The 20,672-nt window shown below is 64.6% G+C and carries 18 protein-coding genes and 1 tRNA gene; 10 read left to right on the top strand and 9 right to left on the bottom strand.

The window, feature by feature from the left end; translation table 11 throughout:
• The first annotated feature begins 374 nt into the window (after window positions 1-374).
• From HL671_RS31880 to HL671_RS31850, 7 genes are all read left to right on the top strand, one after another.
• Window positions 375-1,484, top strand: coding sequence for a BMP family ABC transporter substrate-binding protein (locus HL671_RS31880; RefSeq protein WP_012044638.1), 1,110 nt, complete (start codon window positions 375-377; stop codon window positions 1,482-1,484).
• Window positions 1,481-2,590: an ABC transporter permease gene (locus HL671_RS31875; RefSeq protein ID WP_172242015.1), complete on the top strand. Its 1,110-nt coding sequence runs from the start codon at window positions 1,481-1,483 to the stop codon at window positions 2,588-2,590. Before HL671_RS31880 ends, HL671_RS31875 begins: the two co-directional genes overlap by 4 nt.
• A gap of 3 nt (window positions 2,591-2,593) precedes the next feature.
• On the top strand, window positions 2,594-3,520 hold the full coding sequence (locus HL671_RS31870) for an ABC transporter permease (protein ID WP_012044640.1): 927 nt from the start codon (window positions 2,594-2,596) through the stop codon (window positions 3,518-3,520).
• A gap of 15 nt (window positions 3,521-3,535) precedes the next feature.
• The gene (gene biuH / locus HL671_RS31865) at window positions 3,536-4,219 is read left to right on the top strand and encodes a biuret amidohydrolase (protein ID WP_012044641.1); all 684 of its coding nucleotides are present in this window, start codon (window positions 3,536-3,538) and stop codon (window positions 4,217-4,219) included.
• A gap of 50 nt (window positions 4,220-4,269) precedes the next feature.
• A complete protein-coding gene (locus tag HL671_RS31860) occupies window positions 4,270-5,745 on the top strand; it encodes an ABC transporter ATP-binding protein (RefSeq protein ID WP_210264180.1) in 1,476 nt (491 codons plus the stop codon).
• Between the two features lie 295 nt (window positions 5,746-6,040).
• On the top strand, window positions 6,041-7,600 hold the full coding sequence (locus HL671_RS31855) for an oleate hydratase (RefSeq protein ID WP_012044643.1): 1,560 nt from the start codon (window positions 6,041-6,043) through the stop codon (window positions 7,598-7,600).
• 112 nt (window positions 7,601-7,712) lie between these two features.
• Window positions 7,713-9,272, top strand: a complete 1,560-nt coding sequence (locus HL671_RS31850; RefSeq protein ID WP_172242024.1) for an oleate hydratase — start codon at window positions 7,713-7,715, stop codon at window positions 9,270-9,272.
• A gap of 470 nt (window positions 9,273-9,742) precedes the next feature.
• On the opposite strand, the gene HL671_RS31845 is transcribed toward HL671_RS31850, so the two are convergent.
• The 9 genes from HL671_RS31845 to HL671_RS31805 all read right to left on the bottom strand — a co-directional run bounded on the left by HL671_RS31845 (window position 9,743) and on the right by HL671_RS31805 (window position 17,555).
• Window positions 9,743-10,618 (bottom strand): class I SAM-dependent methyltransferase, encoded by an 876-nt coding sequence (locus HL671_RS31845; RefSeq protein ID WP_172242009.1) that lies wholly within the window; start codon window positions 10,616-10,618, stop codon window positions 9,743-9,745.
• 431 nt (window positions 10,619-11,049) lie between these two features.
• Window positions 11,050-12,255 carry an acyltransferase family protein gene (locus HL671_RS31840; RefSeq protein WP_012044646.1) on the bottom strand — a complete coding sequence of 402 codons (1,206 nt, stop codon included), beginning with the start codon at window positions 12,253-12,255 and terminating at the stop codon, window positions 11,050-11,052.
• A gap of 409 nt (window positions 12,256-12,664) precedes the next feature.
• Window positions 12,665-12,742, bottom strand: a tRNA-Pro gene (locus tag HL671_RS31835).
• Window positions 12,743-12,839: 97 nt separating this feature from the next.
• Complete coding sequence (locus tag HL671_RS31830; protein WP_012044647.1) at window positions 12,840-13,403, bottom strand: MerR family transcriptional regulator; 564 nt, start codon at window positions 13,401-13,403, stop codon at window positions 12,840-12,842.
• A 104-nt stretch (window positions 13,404-13,507) separates the two neighbouring features.
• A complete protein-coding gene (locus HL671_RS31825) occupies window positions 13,508-13,867 on the bottom strand; it encodes an integration host factor subunit alpha (protein ID WP_012044648.1) in 360 nt (119 codons plus the stop codon).
• Window positions 13,868-13,999: 132 nt separating this feature from the next.
• On the bottom strand, window positions 14,000-14,974 hold the full coding sequence (locus tag HL671_RS31820; RefSeq protein WP_172242006.1) for a beta-ketoacyl-ACP synthase III: 975 nt from the start codon (window positions 14,972-14,974) through the stop codon (window positions 14,000-14,002).
• Entirely contained in the window at window positions 14,971-16,032 is a 1,062-nt protein-coding gene (gene plsX, locus HL671_RS31815) for a phosphate acyltransferase PlsX (protein ID WP_012044650.1), read from the bottom strand. The genes HL671_RS31820 and plsX overlap by 4 nt, the downstream gene beginning before the upstream one ends.
• Window positions 16,033-16,392: 360 nt before the next feature.
• On the bottom strand, window positions 16,393-17,013 hold the full coding sequence (locus tag HL671_RS31810; protein WP_012044651.1) for a DUF177 domain-containing protein: 621 nt from the start codon (window positions 17,011-17,013) through the stop codon (window positions 16,393-16,395).
• Window positions 17,010-17,555 carry a ubiquinol-cytochrome C chaperone family protein gene (locus HL671_RS31805; protein WP_172242021.1) on the bottom strand — a complete coding sequence of 182 codons (546 nt, stop codon included), beginning with the start codon at window positions 17,553-17,555 and terminating at the stop codon, window positions 17,010-17,012. Before HL671_RS31805 ends, HL671_RS31810 begins: the two co-directional genes overlap by 4 nt.
• Before the next feature lie 117 nt (window positions 17,556-17,672).
• Here HL671_RS31805 and HL671_RS31800 point away from each other — a divergent pair, with 117 nt between their 5' ends.
• From HL671_RS31800 to HL671_RS31790, 3 genes are all read left to right on the top strand, one after another.
• On the top strand, window positions 17,673-18,146 hold the full coding sequence (locus HL671_RS31800; RefSeq protein ID WP_041750809.1) for an outer membrane protein assembly factor BamE: 474 nt from the start codon (window positions 17,673-17,675) through the stop codon (window positions 18,144-18,146).
• A gap of 157 nt (window positions 18,147-18,303) precedes the next feature.
• Window positions 18,304-19,311 carry a Bug family tripartite tricarboxylate transporter substrate binding protein gene (locus HL671_RS31795; RefSeq protein ID WP_172242003.1) on the top strand — a complete coding sequence of 336 codons (1,008 nt, stop codon included), beginning with the start codon at window positions 18,304-18,306 and terminating at the stop codon, window positions 19,309-19,311.
• A 222-nt stretch (window positions 19,312-19,533) separates the two neighbouring features.
• Entirely contained in the window at window positions 19,534-20,613 is a 1,080-nt protein-coding gene (locus tag HL671_RS31790) for a DUF2336 domain-containing protein (protein WP_012044655.1), read from the top strand.
• The last annotated feature ends 59 nt before the right edge of the window (window positions 20,614-20,672 follow it).

Genomic DNA, 20,672 nt, shown 5'->3' with positions numbered 1-20,672 from the left:
TAAGCTATGTCCCCGGGCTGAACACTGCGCTCGCAATGACGTGGAGAGGGTCGATTTCTGCAGAGAGTCTGGCGCTCCGGACCAAGTTCTCACGACCGCATCCGGCGAAGTGCTCGGCTGGCTCTCCGAAGGTCTCGCTAAGCTGAACTCGTTGCATACAATTGAAGTTGATTGATTAAAATATAGGCTGACATTTGCTCGCGGTGTTCGTTGCCCACATTGCAAGCAATCGTAAAGCAAAGTCACTTCAGGGACTTAGCTCTCCAACCGATCCGACTGCCCCTGGCACGAAGCTTGCGATCCCCACCGAGGCTCCGCCGTGCCGGTGAAGCCGAGATGCGCGGGCCCGGGGGCTCGCCGAGGGGAGCACAGCAATGGACTTTGGCAGGATTTCACGACGGCATCTGTTGCAGGGTGGCGCGGCGCTGACGCTCGGCGCAGCCGCAGGCCTGCGGCCGGCCTTCGCCGCCGAGACGACAATCGGGTTCATCTATGTCGGCTCGCGCGACGACTACGGCTACAACCAGGCGCATGCGCAAGGTGCCGCGGCGCTGAAGAAGCTGCCCGGGCTGAAGGTGATTGAAGAGGAGAAGGTGCCGGAGACCGACGCGGTCGAGAAGACCATGGAGTCGATGATCAATCTCGACGGCGCGACGCTGCTCTTCCCGACCTCGTTCGGCTACTACAATCCGCACATGATCAAGATGGCCACCAAATATCCGAAGCTGCGCTTCGAGCATTGCGGTGGCCTGTGGAGCGAGAAGGACCCGAAGAACGCCGGTTCCTATTTCGGCTATATCGACGAGGCGCAATACATCGCCGGCATCGTCGCGGGCTATACGAGCAAGAGCGGCAAGCTCGGCTTCGTCGCCGCCAAGCCGATCCCGCAGGTCTTGCGCAACATCAACGCCTTCACGCTTGGCGCGAAGCTCGCCAATCCCAAGGCCACCACGCAGGTGATCTTCACCGGCGACTGGTCGATGCCGGTCAAGGAAGCCGAGGCCACCAACAGCCTGATCGACCAAGGCGTGGACGTGCTGACCTGCCATGTCGACGGTCCGAAGACGATGGTCGAGAACGCGGCGCGCCGCGGCGCCTTCGTCACCGGCTATCACGTCAACCAGTCGCCGCTGGCGCCCAAGGCCTATCTCACCGGCGCGGAATGGAATTGGGAGGCGCTGTATCCGAAATTCGTAAAGATGCTGGCCGCCGGCGAGAGCATTCCGAACTTCTATCGCGGCGGTCTGAAGGAAGAGCTGGTCAAGGTGTCGCCCTATGGCGAGGCGGTGTCCGAGCAGGCGCGCAAGCATGCCGACGAGATCAAGGCCAAGTTCCTCGGCGACGGCTACACGATCTTCAAGGGCCCGATCAAGGACAACAAGGGCAACACCGTGATCACCGCGGGCACCGAGCGCGGCCAGAAGGATCCGGAGCTGGAGAAGATGGACTATCTGGTCGAGGGCGTCATCGGAGCGACGTCGTGACCACGGAGGCGGCCGATCCGGTTGATGCGGCCGCCATCGCGCCGGCCGCGGATGCAGGCTTTCTGCAGCGCTGGGGCACGGAGATCGAGTACATCCTGATTCCGGGCGCGGCACTTGTCGCCGCGCTCGTCCTGTTCGGCATCTTCGTCGCGCTGTTCGGCAAGAACCCGCTCGACCTCTATTGGTACATGTATTACGGCGCGTTCGGCACCTGGTTCTCCTGGCAGAACACGCTGACCCGCGCCGCACCTTTGATCCTCACCGCGCTGTGCACCGCTTTGCCCGCGCAATTGGGCATGGTGATCATCGGCGGCGAAGGCGCGCTGCTGATCGGCGCGCTCGCGGCGACCTCGGCGGCGCTGGCGCTGCAGGGGATGCCGCCGCTCGTCGTGCAGATCGCGATGGTGGTCGCCGGCATGGCCGGCGGCGGATTGTGGATCCTGCTGTCAGGAGCCTTGCGCCAATATCGCGGCGTCAACGAGACCATTTCCAGCCTGTTGCTGGTCTATATCGCACTCGCGATCCTCAACCATCTCGTCGAAGGCGTGATGCGCGATCCGGCCAGCCTGAACAAGCCGTCGACGCGGGAGATCGGCGCCGCCAACATGATCGGCAGCATCCCCGGCACCGACGTGCATTGGGGCCTCGTGTTCGGGCTGATCGTGGCGGTCGCGGCCTATGTGCTGATCTATCACACCACCTTCGGCTTCGCCGCCCGCGTTGCTGGCGGCAATATCCGCGCCGCCAAGATCGTCGGCCTCTCCGTCGGCAGGCTGATCCTCACCGTCTGCTTCCTGGCGGGCGCGTGCGCCGGGCTCGCCGGCATGGTCGAGGTCGCCGCCGTGCAGGGCCGCACCAATGCCAATCTCGCGGTCGGCTACGGCTTCACCGGCATTCTCGTCGCGTTTCTCGCCCGGCAGAATCCGCTCGCCATCATCCCGGTCGCGATCCTGCTCGGCGGCATCAACGCGTCAGGCGGCCTGTTGCAGCGCCGGCTCGGCCTGCCCGACGCCTCGGTGCTGGTGCTGCAGGGCATCATCTTCATCTCGGTACTGGCGAGCGACGCGCTCTACGGCCGCATCGGTTTCCTGAAGGGAAAGTCGTGAGACATGGCTGACGGCAATATCGGACTCTGGACCGTGCCGCTCGCGGTGCTCGGCGGCGCCATCCGCGTCTCCACGCCGTTCCTGTTCGTCAGTCTCGGCGAATGCATCACCGAGCGCGCGGGCCGCATCAATCTCGGCCTCGAGGGCACCTTGGTGATGGGCGCAATGAGCGCCTACGGCATTTCCTATCTCACGGGCTCGCCGTGGTTAGGGGTGCTCGCCGCCGGCCTGACCGGCGCGCTGTTGGGCGCGCTGCATGCCGGCATCTGCTCGCTGCCGCGCGTCAACGACGTCGCGGTCGGCATCTCACTGATGCTGTTCGGCACCGGGCTGGCGTTCTTCCTCGGCAAGCCGCTGATCGAGCCGACGGCGGCGCGGCTGCCGGCGATCGATTTCGGCTGGTGGAGCGACGTGCCACAGGTCCGCGCCGCGCTGCGCATCAACGTGCTGTTCTTGTTGGGCGTGGTGCTGGCCCCGATCCTGTTCTGGGCGTTCAAGACGACGCGCTGGGGCCTTCTCATCCGCACCGCCGGCGAGAGCGCAGATGCGGCGCGGGCGATGGGCCATTCGGTGCTGATGATCCGGCTGCGCGCCACCATGGCCGGCGGCTTCCTCGCCGGCATCGGCGGCTCGTTTCTGTCGCTGTTCTATCCCGGCAGCTGGAACGAGGGCCTGTCCTCCGGTCAGGGCATCACCGCGGTCGCGCTGGTGATCTTCGCGCGCTGGGACCCGATGCTGTGCCTGTGGGCCTCGCTCGCCTTCGGCGGCGCGGCCGCGCTGGGACCGGCACTGCAATCGGTCGGCGTCACCTCCGGCTATCATCTGTTCAACGCCGCGCCCTACATCCTGACGCTGCTCATCATGATCATCACCTGCTCGCCGAAACGCACGCTCAGCGGCGCGCCGGCCGAATTGTCCATCACCCGCTAGTTCCAGAGGTCCGCAATGACCGCGCGCACCATCCGCTCCGAGCCCTATGCCTGGCCCTACAACGGCGACCTCCGCCCTGAAAACACCGCGCTGATCGTGATCGACATGCAGACCGATTTCTGCGGTGTCGGCGGCTATGTCGACAAGATGGGCTATGACCTGTCGCTCACGCGGGCGCCGATCGAACCGATCAAGAAGCTACTCACGGTGATGCGCGCGCAAAACTTCCTGATCATCCACACCCGCGAGGGCCATCGCACCGATCTCTCCGACCTGCCCGCCAACAAGCGCTGGCGTTCGCAGCAGATCGGCGCCGGCATCGGGGATCCCGGCCCGTGCGGCCGCATCCTTGTGCGCGGCGAGCCGGGCTGGGAGATCATCCCGGAGCTCGCGCCCCTGCCCGGCGAGATCGTGATCGACAAGCCCGGCAAGGGCTCGTTCTGTGCCACCGATCTTGAGCTGATCCTGCGCCTCAAGGGCATCCAGAACATCGTGCTCACCGGCATCACCACCGATGTCTGCGTCCACACCACGATGCGCGAGGCCAATGATCGCGGCTTCGAATGCGTGCTGCTGTCCGACTGCTGCGGCGCCACCGACAAGGGCAATCACGACCACGCGCTGAAGATGATCAAGATGCAGGGCGGCGTGTTCGGCGCGGTCGCGACCTCCTCCGCTGTCATCGAGGCGCTGTCGTGATCGGCGAGGATCCGACGCCATCTTCCGCGTTCGGCGTCGAGGCCATCGCCATGACCATGCGCTTCGGCGCGTTCACCGCGCTCGACAATGTCGAGCTGAAGGTCAGGCCCGGCTCGTTCCACGCGTTGCTCGGCGAGAACGGCGCCGGCAAGTCGACGCTCGTCAAATGCATCATGGGCTACTATCGCCCGACCGAAGGCGACGTGCTGATCGCCGAACGCGAGCGCGCCATCAGCAATCCCCGAGACGCGCACGCGCTCGGCCTCGGCATGGTCTATCAGCACTTCACCCTGGTGCCGGCGATGACGGTTGCCGAGAACCTGGTGCTGGCGCGCGACGACGTGCCGGCGGTGGTCAACTGGGCCAAGGAGAAGCAGGCGCTGGAAGCGTTCCTGTCGCACATGCCGTTCCGCGTGCCGCTCGACGCCAAGGTCTCGGACATCTCGGCCGGTGAGCGGCAGAAATGCGAGATCCTCAAGCAGCTCTATCTGAAGCGCCGCTTTTTGATCCTGGACGAGCCGACCTCGGTGCTGACGCCAGGCGAGGCCGACGAGGTGCTGGGCATGCTGCGCAAGATGGTCGAGGCCGGCGAGCTGACCATCCTGATGATCACGCACAAGTTTCGCGAGGTGATGGCGTTCGCCGACGAGGTCACGATCCTCCGGCGCGGCAAGCTCGCCGGGCGCGGCAAGGTCTCTGAGCTCACGCCGGATGACATGGCGCGGATGATGATCGGCGCCGAGCAGCTCACGGTGCAGCCGGCGCGCACCGGCGAGACCGGCACCATTCGGCTCGAAGTGGACAGGCTCGTCGCCCGCGACGATGCCGGTGGCCTTGCCGTGCATGACCTGTCGCTGACCGTCCGCGCCGGCGAGATCGTCGGCATCGCCGGGGTCTCCGGCAACGGCCAGCGCCAGCTGGTCGAGGTGCTCGCCGGCCAGCGCGAGGCCGAGAGCGGCACCATCAGGGTCTCCGGCGAGGCCTATTCGGCCAGCCGCGAGGAGATGCGCCGCCACAAGATGTCCCTGCTTCCCGAGGAGCCGCTGAAGAACGCCTGCGTCGGCGGCATGAGCGTCGCCGACAACATCGCACTGCGCGAATTCGACCGCGCCCCGTTCGCCCGCGGTGGCTGGTGGCTCAACAGATCGGCGTTCCGCCAGGACGCCACCGCCAAGATCGGCCGCTACAAGATCAAGACCCGCACGCCGGACACGCCGATCGCGGCGCTGTCCGGCGGCAACGTGCAGCGCGCGGTGCTGGCGCGCGAGCTCGGCCATGACGTCGAGGTGCTGATCGCCGCCAATCCCTGCTTCGGCCTCGACTTCGCGGCGGTGGCGCAGATCCATGCCGAGATCATGGCCGCGCGCAACCGCGGCGCCGCGGTGCTGCTGGTGAGCGAGGATCTCGACGAGCTGCTTGAACTGTCCGACCGGCTCGTCGTGATGTTCCACGGCCAGCTCACCTACGAGACCCGCGCTGGTGAAGCCGACCTCACCGAGATCGGCCGCCACATGGCGGGGCATTGAGCGCGAGGGTCGATGCGTTTCGGGACTAGGAAACCAGCAAACTGCCGCGCTGCTCCTGACGTCCATCACTCTCACCGTGTCATTTGCGAGCGCTCGCAATGACGCGGTGAGACCAACCAGGCCGGATGGCGGGACATTGAGCCGCACCGGAGCAACGACCTCAACGTGTTGACGACTATTTCATCCCGCCGCGGTAACATGACCATCGGCGTGCTTTTGCTCGGCCAGTGATTCGCCGGGCCTGCCGGCATTTTTCATATTTTTCATCAAACCCTTAATTTGACAGGTCGACATCATGAAGGCCTATTTCATCGGCGGCGGCATCGGGTCGCTCTCAGGCGCAGCATTCATGGTCCGGGACGGCGGCATTCCCGGACAGGACATCACCATCTTCGAGAAGCGCCTGCCCTATGGCGGCAGCCTGGATGCCACGCGGCTGCCGGACGGCTCCTACTCGATGCGCGGCGGCCGCATGCTCACGACCGAACAATACGAATGCACCTGGGATCTGCTGTCGACGATCCCGAGCGACACGGATCCGAAGGAGAACATTCTCCAGGAGACCATCGCCTTCAACAAGCTTCACGTCACCCACGCGCAGGCGCGGCTGGTCGACGGCAATCGGCACAAGGTCGACGTGTCGACGATGGGCTTCTCGATGCAGGACCGCATCGAGCTGACCCGGCTCACCGAGACCTCCGAAGAGAAGCTCGGCAACTCGCTGATCTCGGACTGGCTGTCGCCGCCGTTCTTCACGACCAATTTCTGGTACATGTGGCAGACGACGTTTGCGTTCCAGACGTGGCACAGCGCGGTCGAGTTCCGGCGCTATCTGCGCCGCTTCATGAACGAATTCCCGATGATGAATACGCTCGGCGGCGTCAAACGGTCGGTCTACAATCAGTATGACTCCATCGTGCTGCCGCTGGTTCGCTGGCTCGAGGGCCACGGCGTCAACTTCGTCGGCGGCGCCGATGTCGAGGACATCGAGATCGCCACGACCGAGGGTATGCACCGCGCCACGCGCCTCGTCCTGACCCAGGCTGGCGCGCGGCGCAGTATCGATCTCGCCGTCGGCGATCTGGTGTTCTACACGGCCGGGTCGATGACCGATGCGACCAGCCTCGGCAGCCATGACAGCCCGCCGAAGCAGCTCACCAAGGCCGACAGCCATGGCTGGACCTTGTGGGAGAAGCTCGCCGCCGGCCGCCCCGAATTCGGCCGGCCCGCCGTCTTCAACACCTGTATTCCGGAATCCAGCTTCGAATCGTTCACGGTGACCTGCCGCAATCCGCGCTTCTTCGAGGCGATGCAGAATTTCAGCGGGAATGTCGCGGGCACCGGCGGGCTCGTGACCTTCACCGACTCGTATTGGCGCATGTCGATCGTGCTGTACACGCAGCCCTATTTCCCGGACCAGCCCGCGGACATCCAGATCTTCTGGGGCTATGGCCTGTTTCCCGACCGCGTCGGCAATTTCGTGCCCAAGCCGATGTCGGAGTGCAGCGGTGCCGAGATCCTGAAGGAGCTGTGCGGACATCTGCGCCTGCCACTGTCGGTGTTCGAGAACGCCAGCTGCGTGCCGTGCTGGATGCCCTACATCATGAGCATGTTCATGCCGCGCAGCGATGGCGACCGGCCGTTGCCGGTACCGCTCACCTCCAAGAACCTCGCTTTCATCGGCCAGTATGTCGAGCTGCCGGAGGATGCGGTGTTCACGATTGAATATTCGGTGCGTGCGGCGATGCATGCCGTCTATCAGCTCTTGAACATCGACCGGGCCATTCCGCCGGTCACCCCCTATGACAAGTCGCTGAAGGTGCTGCTGCAATCGGTGGCGAAATCGTTTGCATAACCAACCGCGCGAGATCGTGATCACCCGATACCTTCAATGTTGACCTGGATCAGTTCCGCCCGGGAACCTCGCCGGTATTCCCGTCGTGGTAACAACGATCCGGGTAATGATCATGAAGGCCTATTTCATCGGCAGCGGCATCGGCGCATTGGCCGGCGCGGCATTCCTCATTCGTGACGGCGGCGTCGCCGGCCGCGATATCTCGATCTTCGAGAAGCACCTGCCCTATGGCGGCAGCCTCGACGGCGCACGTCTGCCCGACGGCTCCTATTCGCTGCGCGGCGGCCGCATGCTGACCACCGATCACTATGAGTGCACCTGGGGCCTGCTCTCGACCATCCCCGGCGCCAGCGACCCCGGAAGGAGCGTGCGCGACGAGACCATCGCCTTCAACAAGGCGCATGTCGCGCACTCGCAGGCGCGGCTGGTCGATCGCAACCGGCACAAGGTCGATGTCTCGACCATGGGCTTCTCGATGCAGGACCGGCTTGAGCTTGTCAGGCTGACCGAAGCGTCCGAGGAGAAGCTCGGCAATTCCCGCATCACCGACTGGCTGTCGCCAGCGTTCTTCACCACCAATTTCTGGTTCATGTGGCAGACGACGTTCGCGTTCCAGCCCTGGCATAGCGCCGTCGAGCTCAAGCGCTATCTGCATCGGTTCATGAACGAGTTTCCACGCATCGAAACGCTTGGGGGCGTCAAGCGCACCGCCTTCAACCAATATGATGCGATCGTGGTGCCGCTGATGAAATGGCTGGAGGGCCACGGCGTCAATTTCGTCGGCGGCGTCGATGTCACCGACATGGAGATCGCCAGCCAGGGCGGCAAGCATGTCGTGACGCGGCTGGTGCTCGATCGCGCCGGCCAGGCGGACACGATCGCGCTGTCGGCCGATGATCTCGTGTTCTTCCAGAACGGCTCGATGACCGATGCGACCAGCCTCGGCACCCAGGATGCGCCGCCGCCGCGGCTGACCAAGCAAGACAGCCAGGGCTGGGTGCTCTGGGAGAAGATCGCCAAGGGCCGTCCGGAGTTCGGCAATCCCGCGGCGTTCAACGCGTCGATCCCCGAATCCTGCTGGGAATCCTTCACGGTCACCTGCCGCAATCCGCGCTTCTTCGACGCGATGGAGGCGTTCAGCGGCAATGCCGCCGGCACCGGCGGGCTGGTCACCTTCACCGAGTCCAACTGGCTGATGTCGGTCGTGCTGTATCATCAGCCGCATTTCGCCGATCAGCCCCAAGACGTGCAGGTGTTCTGGGGCTATGGGCTGCATCCGGACCGCATCGGCAATTTCGTGCCCAAGGCCATGGCCGATTGCGGCGGCGCCGACATCCTCAAGGAGCTGTGCGGCCACCTCAACTTCGACCTCTCGGTGTTCGAGAACGCGACCTGCGTGCCCTGCCGCCTGCCCTACATCACCAGCATGTTCATGCCGCGCAACAAGACCGACCGTCCGCTGCCGGTGCCGGCGAACTCCAAGAACCTCGCTTTCATCAGCCAGTTCGTCGAGATCCCGGACGACGTCGTGTTCACGGTGGAATATTCAGTGCGCGCGGCCCAGATGGCGGTCTATCAGCTGCTCGGCATCGACAGGGCCGTGCCGCCGATCACGCGCCACGACAAATCGTTCCGCGTGCTGATCGAGACGGTGGAGAAGGCGTTCGCCTGAGCCGCGCTGACCGGCCCGCCCCGACAAACAAATGCGCCCGGATCATGATTGATCCGGGCGCATTCTGCGCTTCTCACGAGGCGCAGCGCGCCTCTGTGCATCATTGCGTGAATTGATCAGTAGCCAAGCAAGGCCAGACCGACCCAGCTCACGGCAAACAACGACGCCACCGAGCTCGCAGCAGCAACAACCGATAGCGAGACTTTCAAAGCCTTGAGGACCATACGCGCCTCCCGACAATACTGACACCGGGATCAACCCCGGCGACCGGTTAAAATTTCCTGAAACCGACTCAGCCTCGAGCCGAACATCAGGTTTGTGAGCGCGAGCGCACAAAGGTTCAATGTGGAGGATCGTCGCGTCCACGGATGTTGATCCGTCAACGACGATGCCTCGGACGCGGTTCCGCTATCAATGAGAGTTCCAATGCACAGCGACGTGACTAACAGGTCGCTGCCCCGGCGCATCCTTCAGGGATCGACGGCAGTCCCGATCCAGAACGAGGACGGCACGCTGACGCTCTGCCCCCTGACGTAGCGGGCGAGCGCCTTCCTCACGGCGACGATCGCCGCCTCGGTGGCATCGGGCGACTGTCCGGCGATGGCCCGGCCGGCGGGCCCAACCGCCAGCGCCGTCTGCACCGCGCTGTCGAGGCCGCCGCCGGCCGCCAGATCCAGGCCGACATCGCACCGCTCCAGCCGGATACGCCGCAGGCCGGCGTCGGTCAGCACCTTCTCAACCCATTCGGCGGATCCGAAGGCGAAGTCATCCGGCGCATGCGGCTGCAGCCCGGGCAGCTTCGGCACGTGGTCATAGGCCGCCTGCAGCGGCTCCAGCGCCCAGGGATTGTCGCGCAGCTCTCCCCAGCAGGCGAACGCGACCCGGCCCTCCGACCGCAGCGCATTGCGAATGTTGAGAATGGCGCGCACGGGGTCGGCGAAGTACATGACGCCGAGCCGCGACAGCACCAAATCGGCGCTCGCGGCCTTGAAGTGGTGCACCATCGCATCGCCCTGGACGAAGCTGACCGGCGCGTCGGCCGGCGCGAGCTCATGGGCACAGGTGAGCATCGCGGCGGAGACATCGAGTCCGAGCACCGTGCCGCCGGGGCCGGCCTGCTCGGCCGCGGCGATCAGGGTCGCGCCGCAGCCGCAGCCGATGTCGAGCACCCGCTCGCCCGGCTGGATTGCCGCCCGCTCCAACAGCGCCGCCTGCACCGGCGCCAGCATGGCATCGAGCTCCGCCCGCCGCGCCACCCAGCGCTCGCCCCCCGCGCCATTCCAGAAGGCGATCTGCTCGGCATTTTCGAAATGGCCAAAGGAGATGTCGGCGACAGCGGCGTCCATGGGGAGAATCTCAATATGACTGAAAAAAACAACCAGTGCGGCGCAGCTCATCACCCGCCCGCAGGCGCCGGATTTTAGGTGCCGCGGGCTGCGTTGAAAAGGTCCCGGCCTAGCGAGCCGCGTCAGCGCGCCCCCCGCACCCGAGCTCGCTGACGGACGTTCCAGAGGCGCCGCCATTCGCCGCCAAGGCATGTCCATTCTGCCAGATCCGCGCGAGATCTGGCCGCGTTTCGGATCAGGCATGCCAGCCGGGAACACGGGAGATAACGTCCGGTATCCAAAGCCTGACTGCTCATCGCGCGTCTCGACGGACGCTGCGACGTGGAAGTCGCGTACTTGTTATCGGGTCGATTTCGTTCAACGGGGCAAGGCACGGCTGGCGACGCCGCGGATGCAGAGAGGGACGCTACAGCCGTACCCTCCGCTTTCGGTCAGGGTGCAACAGGCGGTGGGTATTGAGACGACAGTCGTTCGAACGGAACTTTGTCGTCGGCCATCAGTTCGTCGACCCTCCGACCGAGTTTGCGCGACATGGAGACTGCGCTTCCATCCACCAACGGCGAAAGGAGCGTCGATAGCACCAAGCAGGTGAAGAACGTGACGAACAAACCAAAGGCCGCAGCCGGCGTGTAGCCGTAAGGCGCAAGAGCGACAATCAGCCAGGAGCCAAGGCTGCAGAGGATGGGAACGTGAATCAAATAGAGCGTGAAGCTGATGCGTCCGAGCATCTTGGCGGGCGACGATGCCAGCGGGCGTTGGGCAGCGCGCGAGGTCAACACTCCGATGAGCAGCAATGTGGCGCCGATCGAATGCCAATTCCGAGCATTGTCGAGGTTGAACTCTGGGAGCGGGTAAACAATCTGGAGTTTCGGGCCAAGCGTGGCGTCAGGAAACGTACACAGATAGAGCCCAATGATGCAAAGCGTGATCGGCGCACCGGGAAACCGATCGAGTTGGCGAACCTCAATTTCATATTCGCGAAGCAGAGCACCCACCGCGAAGAGCGGAAGATAATCGAACAGATAATATGCGATCAAACAGGCATACAACGTCATTCGCCAACGCCTGCTTGCTGCAACGGCGTTAATCAGGAGCACATAGAACGATCCGAGCAACTCGGGATGCATCGTCCAGAGATTTGGATTGTAGGCGTTAGATCCGCTGGAAAAGGTGCCTACGAGAGCCTCATAGACCATCGAGGGCCCGGAGGGCGCGAACTGGTACCACTGGCCGGCCCATTCGCCGAAGAGGCGGCCCGCCTCGGCATTTCGGAATAAACCAAATCGGAGCAGCAGATATGCGAATGAGGAGGTCATCAAAATCGGGATGGCGAGGCGGATATAACGACGCACCATCTGTGCGGGAAAGCTGAGCAACGTTCCCTGGCCGAAATCCGCCATGACATAGCCGCTGAGGAGAAAGAAGATGCAGACCGCGGAATTGCTGTTCGAGACATGCCCGATGATCTTGAGGAGCACTGCCGGCAACGCCGCGACGCCATCAGTCACATGATAGCTCGATATAGGCTGGCTGAACATTAGCCAGGAATGGCCGATCAAGACAGCCAAGGCGGCGACGCCGCGCAGGCCGTCTAGATAATCAACGCGTCCCGCGTCGCCGCGTTCGGTAGCCGCCATGAAAGCCCCCTGCCCAATCACGCAACGGGGGTAACAAATCGGGGCGGTATACCGCAACCAATGCGCTGCGATTGTTAACGCCTAAGGCAGGATATTTGAACCTGCATCTGAAATCGCACGCTGCTCCGAGAATGCCGCGGATCGCGGTGTCGATCAGGGAGATCGAAGTGCAACCGCTGCCGCTTCGGCGGCCGCGCGGCGACAATCAAGCTGAGCCCCCAGCAATAATCAGGATGAGAGAGCGCTGGCGGGTGGCACTGCTTTTGCGCGACCCGCGCGAGCGAATCCGGTGGTTGCTCCGGTGGAATGTGCAGAGATTGGGAGGTTTTCGCTGTGTTTCGTTCGCTTTTCCGCCCCTCGCGGCGAGAGGGCCGAAAAACAAAAAACCTTCTGGATCAAAAAGATTGAATGGTCGGAGCGGCGGGATTCGAACCCACGACCCCTAGTCCCCCAGACTAGTGCGCTAACCGGGCTGCGCCACGCTCCGATGGCCGTTCCTGTAGCCGTGATCGGGACGCGATGCAAGGCACGGCGGGCGGGTTTCGTGGGATGATCAGGCCCAGTGCGCGCACCTCCGAGCGTCCTCAGACGTCCTTCATCGCCCGGTCGAGCAGCGCGCGGCAGTCGACCAGTTCCTTGAGCACGCCTTCGAGCTTTTCGCGGTCCTCCGACCTGATCCCGGCCCGCTGCGGCGGCCCGACCCGGAACGTGTCGAGGATGTCGTCCTCGGTGTCGACGAAGCGGAAATCGATGCCTTCTTCGTCGGAGGCCTCCTCTTCCTCGTCCTCCGAGGTGACCTCGGCCTCCTCGATCGGCTCTTCCTCCATGAGGGCCTGGCCGAGCGTCTCCTCGAGCGCGCCGAACGAGACCGCCGCGGAGCTGTCGGCAAGCCCTTGCACCGACTTGACGCCGTGCTCCTTGAGGATCCGCTGTACGCCCTTGATGGTGTAGCCTTCGCCGTACAGCAGGCGGCGAATGCCCTTCAGCAGGTCGACGTCGTCCGGCCGGTAATAGCGCCGGCCGCCGCTCCGTTTCATCGGCTTGATCTGGGCGAACCGGGTTTCCCAGAAGCGCAGCACGTGCTGCGGGATGTCGAGCTCCTGGGCGACCTCGCTGATGGTCCGAAACGCGTCCGGCGCCTTGTCCAAATTCCCGTTCCCCGTGCTGACGAGATGAGGAGACTACGCTGAACGCATGCGGCGCGGCGGCCGCGCCCGGTTGCGGCAACGCAGCTCGGCCGCCGCCGCGCGCGCTACTCGGGCTCGGCGCTCAGCTGCTCGTGGCTGGCCTCGCCGTTCATCTTGCCGGAGCCCTGCTGGCCGTTGATGCGCTGCTTGAGGATTGCCGAAGGTTTGAACACCATGACACGGCGCGGCGAGATCGGCACTTCCGTGCCGGTCTTCGGGTTGCGCCCGATCCGCTGACCCTTTTTGCGCACCATGAAGGAGCCGAACGACGACAGCTTCACCGTCTCGCCACGCTCGAGGCAGTCGGTGATCTCCTTCAAGACGAGCTCGACGAAGGCGGACGACTCCGTCCGCGACAGACCCACCTTCTGGTAGACTGCCTCGCAGAGATCAACGCGTGTGACTGTTTTTCCGGTTCCCGTCATCGCCTGCCCCAACTCTCGGCGAATAATTCGCTTCGGAAATTAAGAGGTTAAGCGGCGGTGGTCAACAGCAGCGTGAAGCTGCAGGCGCGCGATTCGCGCCTTTTCGCCACCGTCCACCGCTCTGACGTCTGGCTACCAGCGAACCAGCGCCGAGCCCCAGGTGAAACCGCCGCCCATCGCCTCCAGCAGCACCACATCGCCCTTTTTGATGCGGCCGTCCTTGACGGCAACGTCGAGCGCCAGCGGAATCGAGGCGGCGGAGGTATTGCCATGCCGGTCGACCGTCAGCACCACCTTCGACGGCGCGATGTGCAGCTTGTGCGCCGAGGCGTCGATGATTCGCTTGTTGGCCTGGTGCGGCACGAACCAGTCGATGGTTTCCGCCGACAGCCCGGTCGCCTCGAAAGCGTCGACGATTACGTCGGTGATCATGCCGACCGCATGCTTGAACACCTCGCGGCCCTCCATCCGGAGATGACCGACCGTTTGCGTCGAGGACGGCCCGCCATCGACATAGAGCTTGGCCTTGTGGCGGCCGTCGGAGCGCAGATGGGTGGTCAGGACGCCGCGATCGGCTGAGGTGCCGTCCTGCCGCTGGGCGTCCAGCACCAGCGCGCCGGCGCCGTCGCCGAACAGCACGCAGGTGGTGCGATCGTTCCAGTCGAGGATGCGCGAAAACGTCTCGGCACCGATCACCAGCGCCCGTTTGAACGAGCCGCTGCGGAGAAAATTGTCGGCCGTCGCCAGCGCATAGACGAAGCCCGAGCACACCGCCTGCAGGTCGAACGCCGCACCGTGATGGATGCCGAGCCCGTCCTGCACGGCCACCGCAGTCGCCGGAAAAGTGTTGTCCGGCGTCGAGGTGCCCAGCACGATCAGGTCAATCGATTGCGGATCGACATCGGCGGCGGCAAGCGCCGCGCGGGCGGCGTTGATCGCAAGATGCGAGGTGAACTCGCCCTCGGCGGCAACATGGCGCTCACGGATGCCGGTGCGCTGCACGATCCAGTCGTCGGAAGTCTCGATGCGGCTTGCCAGCTCGGCATTGGTCACGACCCGCTGCGGAAGGTAGGAGCCACAGCCGAGCACGACCGAACGAATTGTCACGAGACAGCCTCCTGGGCGACGGGCGCGGGCGCCAGCGCGCCGCCGTCGCGATTGAGTGTTTGATTGATCTTGGTCAGGAGATCGAAGCGGGCCATCTCATAGCCAACATCAACGGCGCGCGCAAAGCCCTCGGCATCGGAGCCGCCGTGACTCTTGACCACGATGCCGTTCAGTCCCAGCACCACACTTCCATTATAGTTCTTCGGATCGATCTTCTCCCGCAGCACGCGGAAGGCACCGCGCGCCAGCAGATAGCCGATCTGCGCCAGCCAGCTCGCCTTGATGGCGCTGCGCAGCAGATCCATCATCTGCCGCACCGCGCCTTCGGCGGCCTTGAGCGCAATATTGCCGCTGAACCCCTCGGTGACGATCACGTCGGCCTCGCCTTTGCCGATGCCGTCGCCCTCGACGAAGCCGATATAATCCAGTTGCGGCAGGTTCATGCTGCGCAGCATTTCACCGGCCTCGCGGATCTCCTGGTGTCCCTTGATTTCCTCGACGCCGATATTGAGCAGGCCGACGGTCGGACGCGGCTTCTCGAACAGCACGCTGGCCAGCGCGCCGCCCATCGCCGCCAGCGCCACCAGATGGTGCGCATCGCCGCCGATGGTCGCGCCGAGATCGAGAACGACGCATTTGGCCCGCCGCGTCGGCCAGATGGCCGCCAGGGCGGGACGGTCGATCCCCTCGAGCATGCGCAGGCAGAACCGCGCCATCGCCACCAGCGCACCGGTATTGCCGGCGGACACCGCGACATCGGCCTCGCCCTTCTTCACCGCCTCCAGCGCCAGCCACATCGACGAGGTCTTGCGGCCCCGCCGCAGCGCCTGGCTCGGCTTGTCCTCCATGCTGACGGCGACGTCGGTGTGGATCACACGCGACACGGCTTTCAGCCGCGGGTGCTGGTCGAGCTCCGGAACGATCTTGGCACTGTCGCCGAACAGCAGAAACTCCGCGTCGGGATGGCGGCTCAGCGCGATCGCGGCACCGGGAATCACGACGGCCGCGCCGACATCCCCGCCCATGGCGTCCAGCGCGATTCGAACCTTTTGAGGCATGACGTCCCGGAAACCTGATCTCGAACCTGATCTCGTCTTGGCCGTGTCGTCCACGGCCCTGTTTGGCGATCGCTCAGAAGCACTGCGCGGCCCATGGACGGTCCAGCCGCCGTCCGAGCCTTTTCGTCGCACCCCGACCCGGCGCGACAATAGCGTCTCTCCGTGTCGACACAACCTCCTGCCCCGCGCCCATTTACAACCGCCGCCACCATGCGGCTTCGGGAAAGAAGTAAATTATCCTTCTAAAACAACAACTTAATTGAATTTCAAGACTCCTGGTGCGAGGATCGAGCCCAGCGCGCGATCCGCAGAGTTTATCAATCCTCGCCGGACGTCCCGAACCTCGCTCGGCACGCCCTCCTAATCCGAGCCCGGTTTGAGCGCCTTCAGCGCCGCAAACGGGTGATCCTTGGTGTCGAGGGCCTCGGTGGGCTGCTCGAAAACCGCTCCCGGCTTGCGCGGATAGGGATCGATCCCGAGAAACAGCGCGTCCGCGGCGAGCCGGCCGAGATCGATCTGGCCGCCCACGATCGGCTCCGGCGGATCCGCGGTCTCGACCTCGCTGTTGGGATCATCCTCGACAAGTTCGGCCAGTTCCGGAATCTGGTCCGGCGGGGCGAACATCTGGTCGATCGGCTCGTCGATCTCGGTCTCGATCGGGTCAAGGGTCACGACGCAGGTCTGCCCGATCCGGGCGCGCACGTGGCCCTCGACATGCACTTTCCCGTCGCGCTTCTGAACCACGTCGAACGAGGCCTGCGCCGAGATCACCTCGCGCAAATCCGCAGCCGCAGCCAGCGCAGCCCGGGCCGTGGGGTCAGCCTCGATCTCCCGATGCAGGCCGGCGTCCGGGATCTGCGCCACGATCACCGGAGCGGTGCGCCACGGACTTTTCAAGGCATCCTTCACCGGGTCCTTCGACCGGTCTTTCGCGGGGTCTCGCGCGGTCTCACCCGATGCGTCTCTGTCTCTGTTGCTCATATTTGCTCATCCTGCCGTAGCGGCGGCGGAAAGGTCCAGGCCGCCCGGAACAAGCCTGCGTCGTCCAGGGCGGCCAGGGTCGCCATGACCCGGCTTGCATAGGATGCCAGCCCTGCCGCACCATTCGGATGCTCGCCATTCAAGATATTCTTCTGCAGCGCGTCCGCCAGCCGCGCCTCGCTCTCCGACCAGGCGAGATCATAGGCCGCCGTGCGGCCATAGAACGCCTCGCCGAACTTCTGCATGCGCTTCGGCACGGTGAGATCGCCGACTCCCATCTCGCGCAGATTGTCGTCCATGTCATCGCAGAAGCGGTCGAACAGGGCCTGGGACAGTTCCGTCCCAACCCCACGCAGCCGGCGCAGCACCAGCCAGAGGTGGAAAATCAGCAGATCAAACCGCCCGTCGACCGTGTCAGGGACATTTAAGTGCCTATAAAACAACGGTTCTCGGGTTTGTGCCACGATCATGCCATAGATCGGCTCGATGGTCCCGCGCGGGGACGGTCGGGTTTTCCTGAGATGGTTGAATGGCCAGAGCATGATGGTTCCGCGCCTGAGTTTCCCTGACCCGGTTCGGGGGCATGTTGCAATCCGCAAGTTTGCCCGGTACGTCAACGCCCTGCCCGACGCAAGGGGACGGGATCCGATCTCAAGAAGATGACCCAGACAATGCGAACGACTGCCCGCACGCTCACCCGCGGCCTGAGCACCCGTCTGCGCACCTTTGGTGCGATCGCGCTGACCTGCCTGGCGCTCGGCGCCTGTACGGGCGAGCAGTTCCAGAAGGGCTACATCATGCCGCCCGGCGCCCTCGAGCAGATTCCGATCGGGGCGAGCCAGGACCAGGTCCTGATCGTGATGGGCACGCCGTCGACGGTCGCGACGCTGGACGGCGAGGTGTTCTACTACATCTCGCAGCGCGCCGAGCGTCCGGTCGCCTTCATGAACCAGAAGGTGGTCGATCAGCGCGTCGTCGCGGTCTATTTCGACAAGAACCGCCAGGTCCGCCGACTCGCCAATTACGGCATGAAGGACGGCAAGATCTTCGACTTCGTCAGCCGCACCACGCCGACCTCCGGGCAGGAGCTCAGCTATCTGACGCCGCTGTTCAAGCTGCTCAGCTTCAACTGATCCAGACCTGATCGCCGCCGCCCGGAATATGATGTTCCGGTTCACGGCAAGTCGCCGCGGACTGCGCTGATTGGCGCAGCTCGGCTGCGATCCAGCTGCTTGCTCTGGCGCCGCAACCTTCCCTACCCTGCTGCAAAACAAAAGCAGGGAGGAATCAGTGGCTCACCGCATCGCGCTGTCGCGCCGCAAGCTGTTGTCCGGGGCCGCCGCGCTGGCGACCGCCGCCATCTTGCCGCGGAGCAGTCTGGCCGACTGGCGCCCGAGCGAGACCGTCAGGCTGATCGTGCCCGCCGCGCCGGGCGGCAGCACCGACGTGATGGGTCGGCTGCTCGCGGCGCACCTGCAGACGGCCTGGGGGCAATCGGCCGTGGTCGAGAACCGCTCCGGCGGCGGCGGCACGATCGGCACGGCCGAGGTCGCCCGCAGCACCAAGGGCGACGGCACCACGGTGCTGATCGGCAATCCCGGCCCGAACGCGATCGCCTATTCGATCTTCCGCAATCTCGCCTACAGGCCGGATCAGCTGCAGGCGGTCTCCAACATGATCCGCATCCCCAACATCGTCTCGGCACATCCCTCGACCGGCCTGAAATCCATCCCGGAACTGATCACCTATCTCAAGGCTAATCCGGACAAGCTCAATTACGGCTCTTCCGGCGTCGGCCAGAGCCCGCATCTGACCGGTGCCTGGTTTCTGCAGCTCACAGGATTGAAGATGACCCACATCCCGTTCCGCGGCGCCGGCCCTGCGCTGCAGGCCGCGCTTGCCGGCGACATCCAGATCCTGTTCGACAATCTGTTTCCGTCGCTGCCGCAGATTCAGGACGGCAAGCTCATCGGCCTGTGCGTGACCACGCCCGAGCGCAGCGCCAACGCGCCTGACATGCCGACCATGCGCGAGACCGCGCCGGAACTCGCGAAGTTCGACGTGTCGTCCTGGTTCGGGGTGTTCCTGCCCAAGGCCTGCCCGCCGGAGATCGTCCATGCGCTGAACCTGCAGGTCAAGGCGATGCTGGAGCGCGAGGACATCCGCAAGAGCATTGCCGGCATGGGCGCCCGGGCCGACTACGGGACGCCGCAGCAATTCGCCGACTTCGTCCAGGCGGAGACCACGAAATTTGCGTCGATCATCCAGAAGGAAGGCCTGCAGATGGATGTGCAGTGACCGTGCCGTTCGGACCGGACGCCCCCTCCTCCACAGGCGTCCCAAAATGGGATCCGAGGTGTAACGGCACCTTAAGCGAGGGGATGCGATAGATGGCAGCCGCGTGTCTTTGATCTGGTTGCAAGATACCATCTACGGATGCCGGGCCGACAACCTCCAAGGGCGGCCCGATCACCGTCCGAGGGGCAGGCACCGGCGCTGTCCATCGCATGAGTTCGTGCCTTGCCCAACAACGTCCTCCACCAGCTCGAAGACATCCTCGCCAGCCGCTACGTGTCCCGACGCGCCGACATCCTCGCGCGCGTGACCGATCTGTTCGTCGTCGGCTCGGGCAAGTTCAACGAGGAGCACGTCGATCTGTTCGACCACGTGCTGTTCAAGCTGCTCGACAATGTCGCGGTCGCGGCACGGGCCGAACTCGGCAGCCGGCTCGCCGTGCTGCCCGACGCGCCGCCGCGCCTCATCAAGCTGCTTGCCAATGACGAGACGATCGCCGTCGCCGGTCCGGTGTTGCGCGCGAGCGACCGGCTCGACGAGCAGACGCTGGTCGCCACCGCGCAAACCCGCGGCCAGGAGCACCTGCTGGCGATCTCCGGCCGCAAGATCCTGACCGAAGCCGTCACCGACGTCCTGGTCGATCGCGGCGATCAGGCGGTGGTCGCGAACACCGCCAATAATGGCGGCGCGCGATTCTCCGATCACGGCTTCTCCGGCCTCGTGACAAAGGCGTCCGACGATCCTGCGCTGGCGATGAAGCTCTGGAGCAGGCCAGACAGTCCGCGCGAGGTGCTGGTCCGGCTGTTCGTCGAAGCCTCCGATGCCGTACGCAACCAGCTCGCGACCGACGCGACGCGGGCCGAGATCGTCGAGCTCGCGGTGGCGCAAGCGTCCGATCAGCTCCAGGCCAATGCGCGTGCACACTCGGTCGATTTTGCCAATGCCAAGGCCTATGTCGAGCTGCTGCACGCCTCGGGGCAACTCCACGAGGCCCAGCTGCACGGCTTCGCCAAGGAAGGCAGCTTCGACAAGGTCACCTTGGCGCTATCGCTGATGTGCAAGCTGCCGCTCGACATCGTCGAGCGCGCCTTCGCACGCAAGCAACCGGACCAGCTGCTGGTGTTGGCCAAGGCGCTCGATCTGTCCTGGGTGACGACGACGACGCTGCTGTTCATGCAGGCCCATGTCAGCGGCAGCTCGCGCCCGCAGCTCGACCAGCATCTGGCGAGCTTCTCGCAGCTGCAGCCGCGCGCCGCACAGAGCACCTTGCAGAGCTATCGCACGAAACAGCGCGCGGCCGAGTAGCCGGAAAAGCCGCGCGCCGCGATCGGCTCCCCTGTCAGTTGCGCCGGCTCGCCGCGTCG

Source organism: Bradyrhizobium denitrificans (assembly GCF_013179005.1).
In the GTDB taxonomy this organism is placed as follows: domain Bacteria; phylum Pseudomonadota; class Alphaproteobacteria; order Rhizobiales; family Xanthobacteraceae; genus Bradyrhizobium; species Bradyrhizobium denitrificans.
This window is presented reverse-complemented; position numbering and strand designations above follow the sequence as displayed.

Excerpts from the sequence above, each read along its gene's own strand:
- HL671_RS31880 (WP_012044638.1), top strand. The coding sequence starts at position 375 with ATGGACTTTGGCAGGATTTCACGACGGCATCTGTTGCAGGGTGGCGCG.
- HL671_RS31870 (WP_012044640.1), top strand. The coding sequence starts at position 2,594 with ATGGCTGACGGCAATATCGGACTCTGGACCGTGCCGCTCGCGGTGCTC.
- biuH (WP_012044641.1), top strand. The coding sequence starts at position 3,536 with ATGACCGCGCGCACCATCCGCTCCGAGCCCTATGCCTGGCCCTACAAC.
- HL671_RS31860 (WP_210264180.1), top strand. The coding sequence starts at position 4,270 with ATGACCATGCGCTTCGGCGCGTTCACCGCGCTCGACAATGTCGAGCTG.
- HL671_RS31855 (WP_012044643.1), top strand. The coding sequence starts at position 6,041 with ATGAAGGCCTATTTCATCGGCGGCGGCATCGGGTCGCTCTCAGGCGCA.
- HL671_RS31850 (WP_172242024.1), top strand. The coding sequence starts at position 7,713 with ATGAAGGCCTATTTCATCGGCAGCGGCATCGGCGCATTGGCCGGCGCG.
- HL671_RS31845 (WP_172242009.1), bottom strand. The coding sequence starts at position 10,618 with ATGGACGCCGCTGTCGCCGACATCTCCTTTGGCCATTTCGAAAATGCC.
- HL671_RS31840 (WP_012044646.1), bottom strand. The coding sequence starts at position 12,255 with ATGGCGGCTACCGAACGCGGCGACGCGGGACGCGTTGATTATCTAGAC.
- HL671_RS31825 (WP_012044648.1), bottom strand. The coding sequence starts at position 13,867 with ATGACGGGAACCGGAAAAACAGTCACACGCGTTGATCTCTGCGAGGCA.
- plsX (WP_012044650.1), bottom strand. The coding sequence starts at position 16,032 with ATGCCTCAAAAGGTTCGAATCGCGCTGGACGCCATGGGCGGGGATGTC.
- HL671_RS31810 (WP_012044651.1), bottom strand. The coding sequence starts at position 17,013 with ATGAGCAACAGAGACAGAGACGCATCGGGTGAGACCGCGCGAGACCCC.
- HL671_RS31805 (WP_172242021.1), bottom strand. The coding sequence starts at position 17,555 with ATGCTCTGGCCATTCAACCATCTCAGGAAAACCCGACCGTCCCCGCGC.
- HL671_RS31800 (WP_041750809.1), top strand. The coding sequence starts at position 17,673 with ATGACCCAGACAATGCGAACGACTGCCCGCACGCTCACCCGCGGCCTG.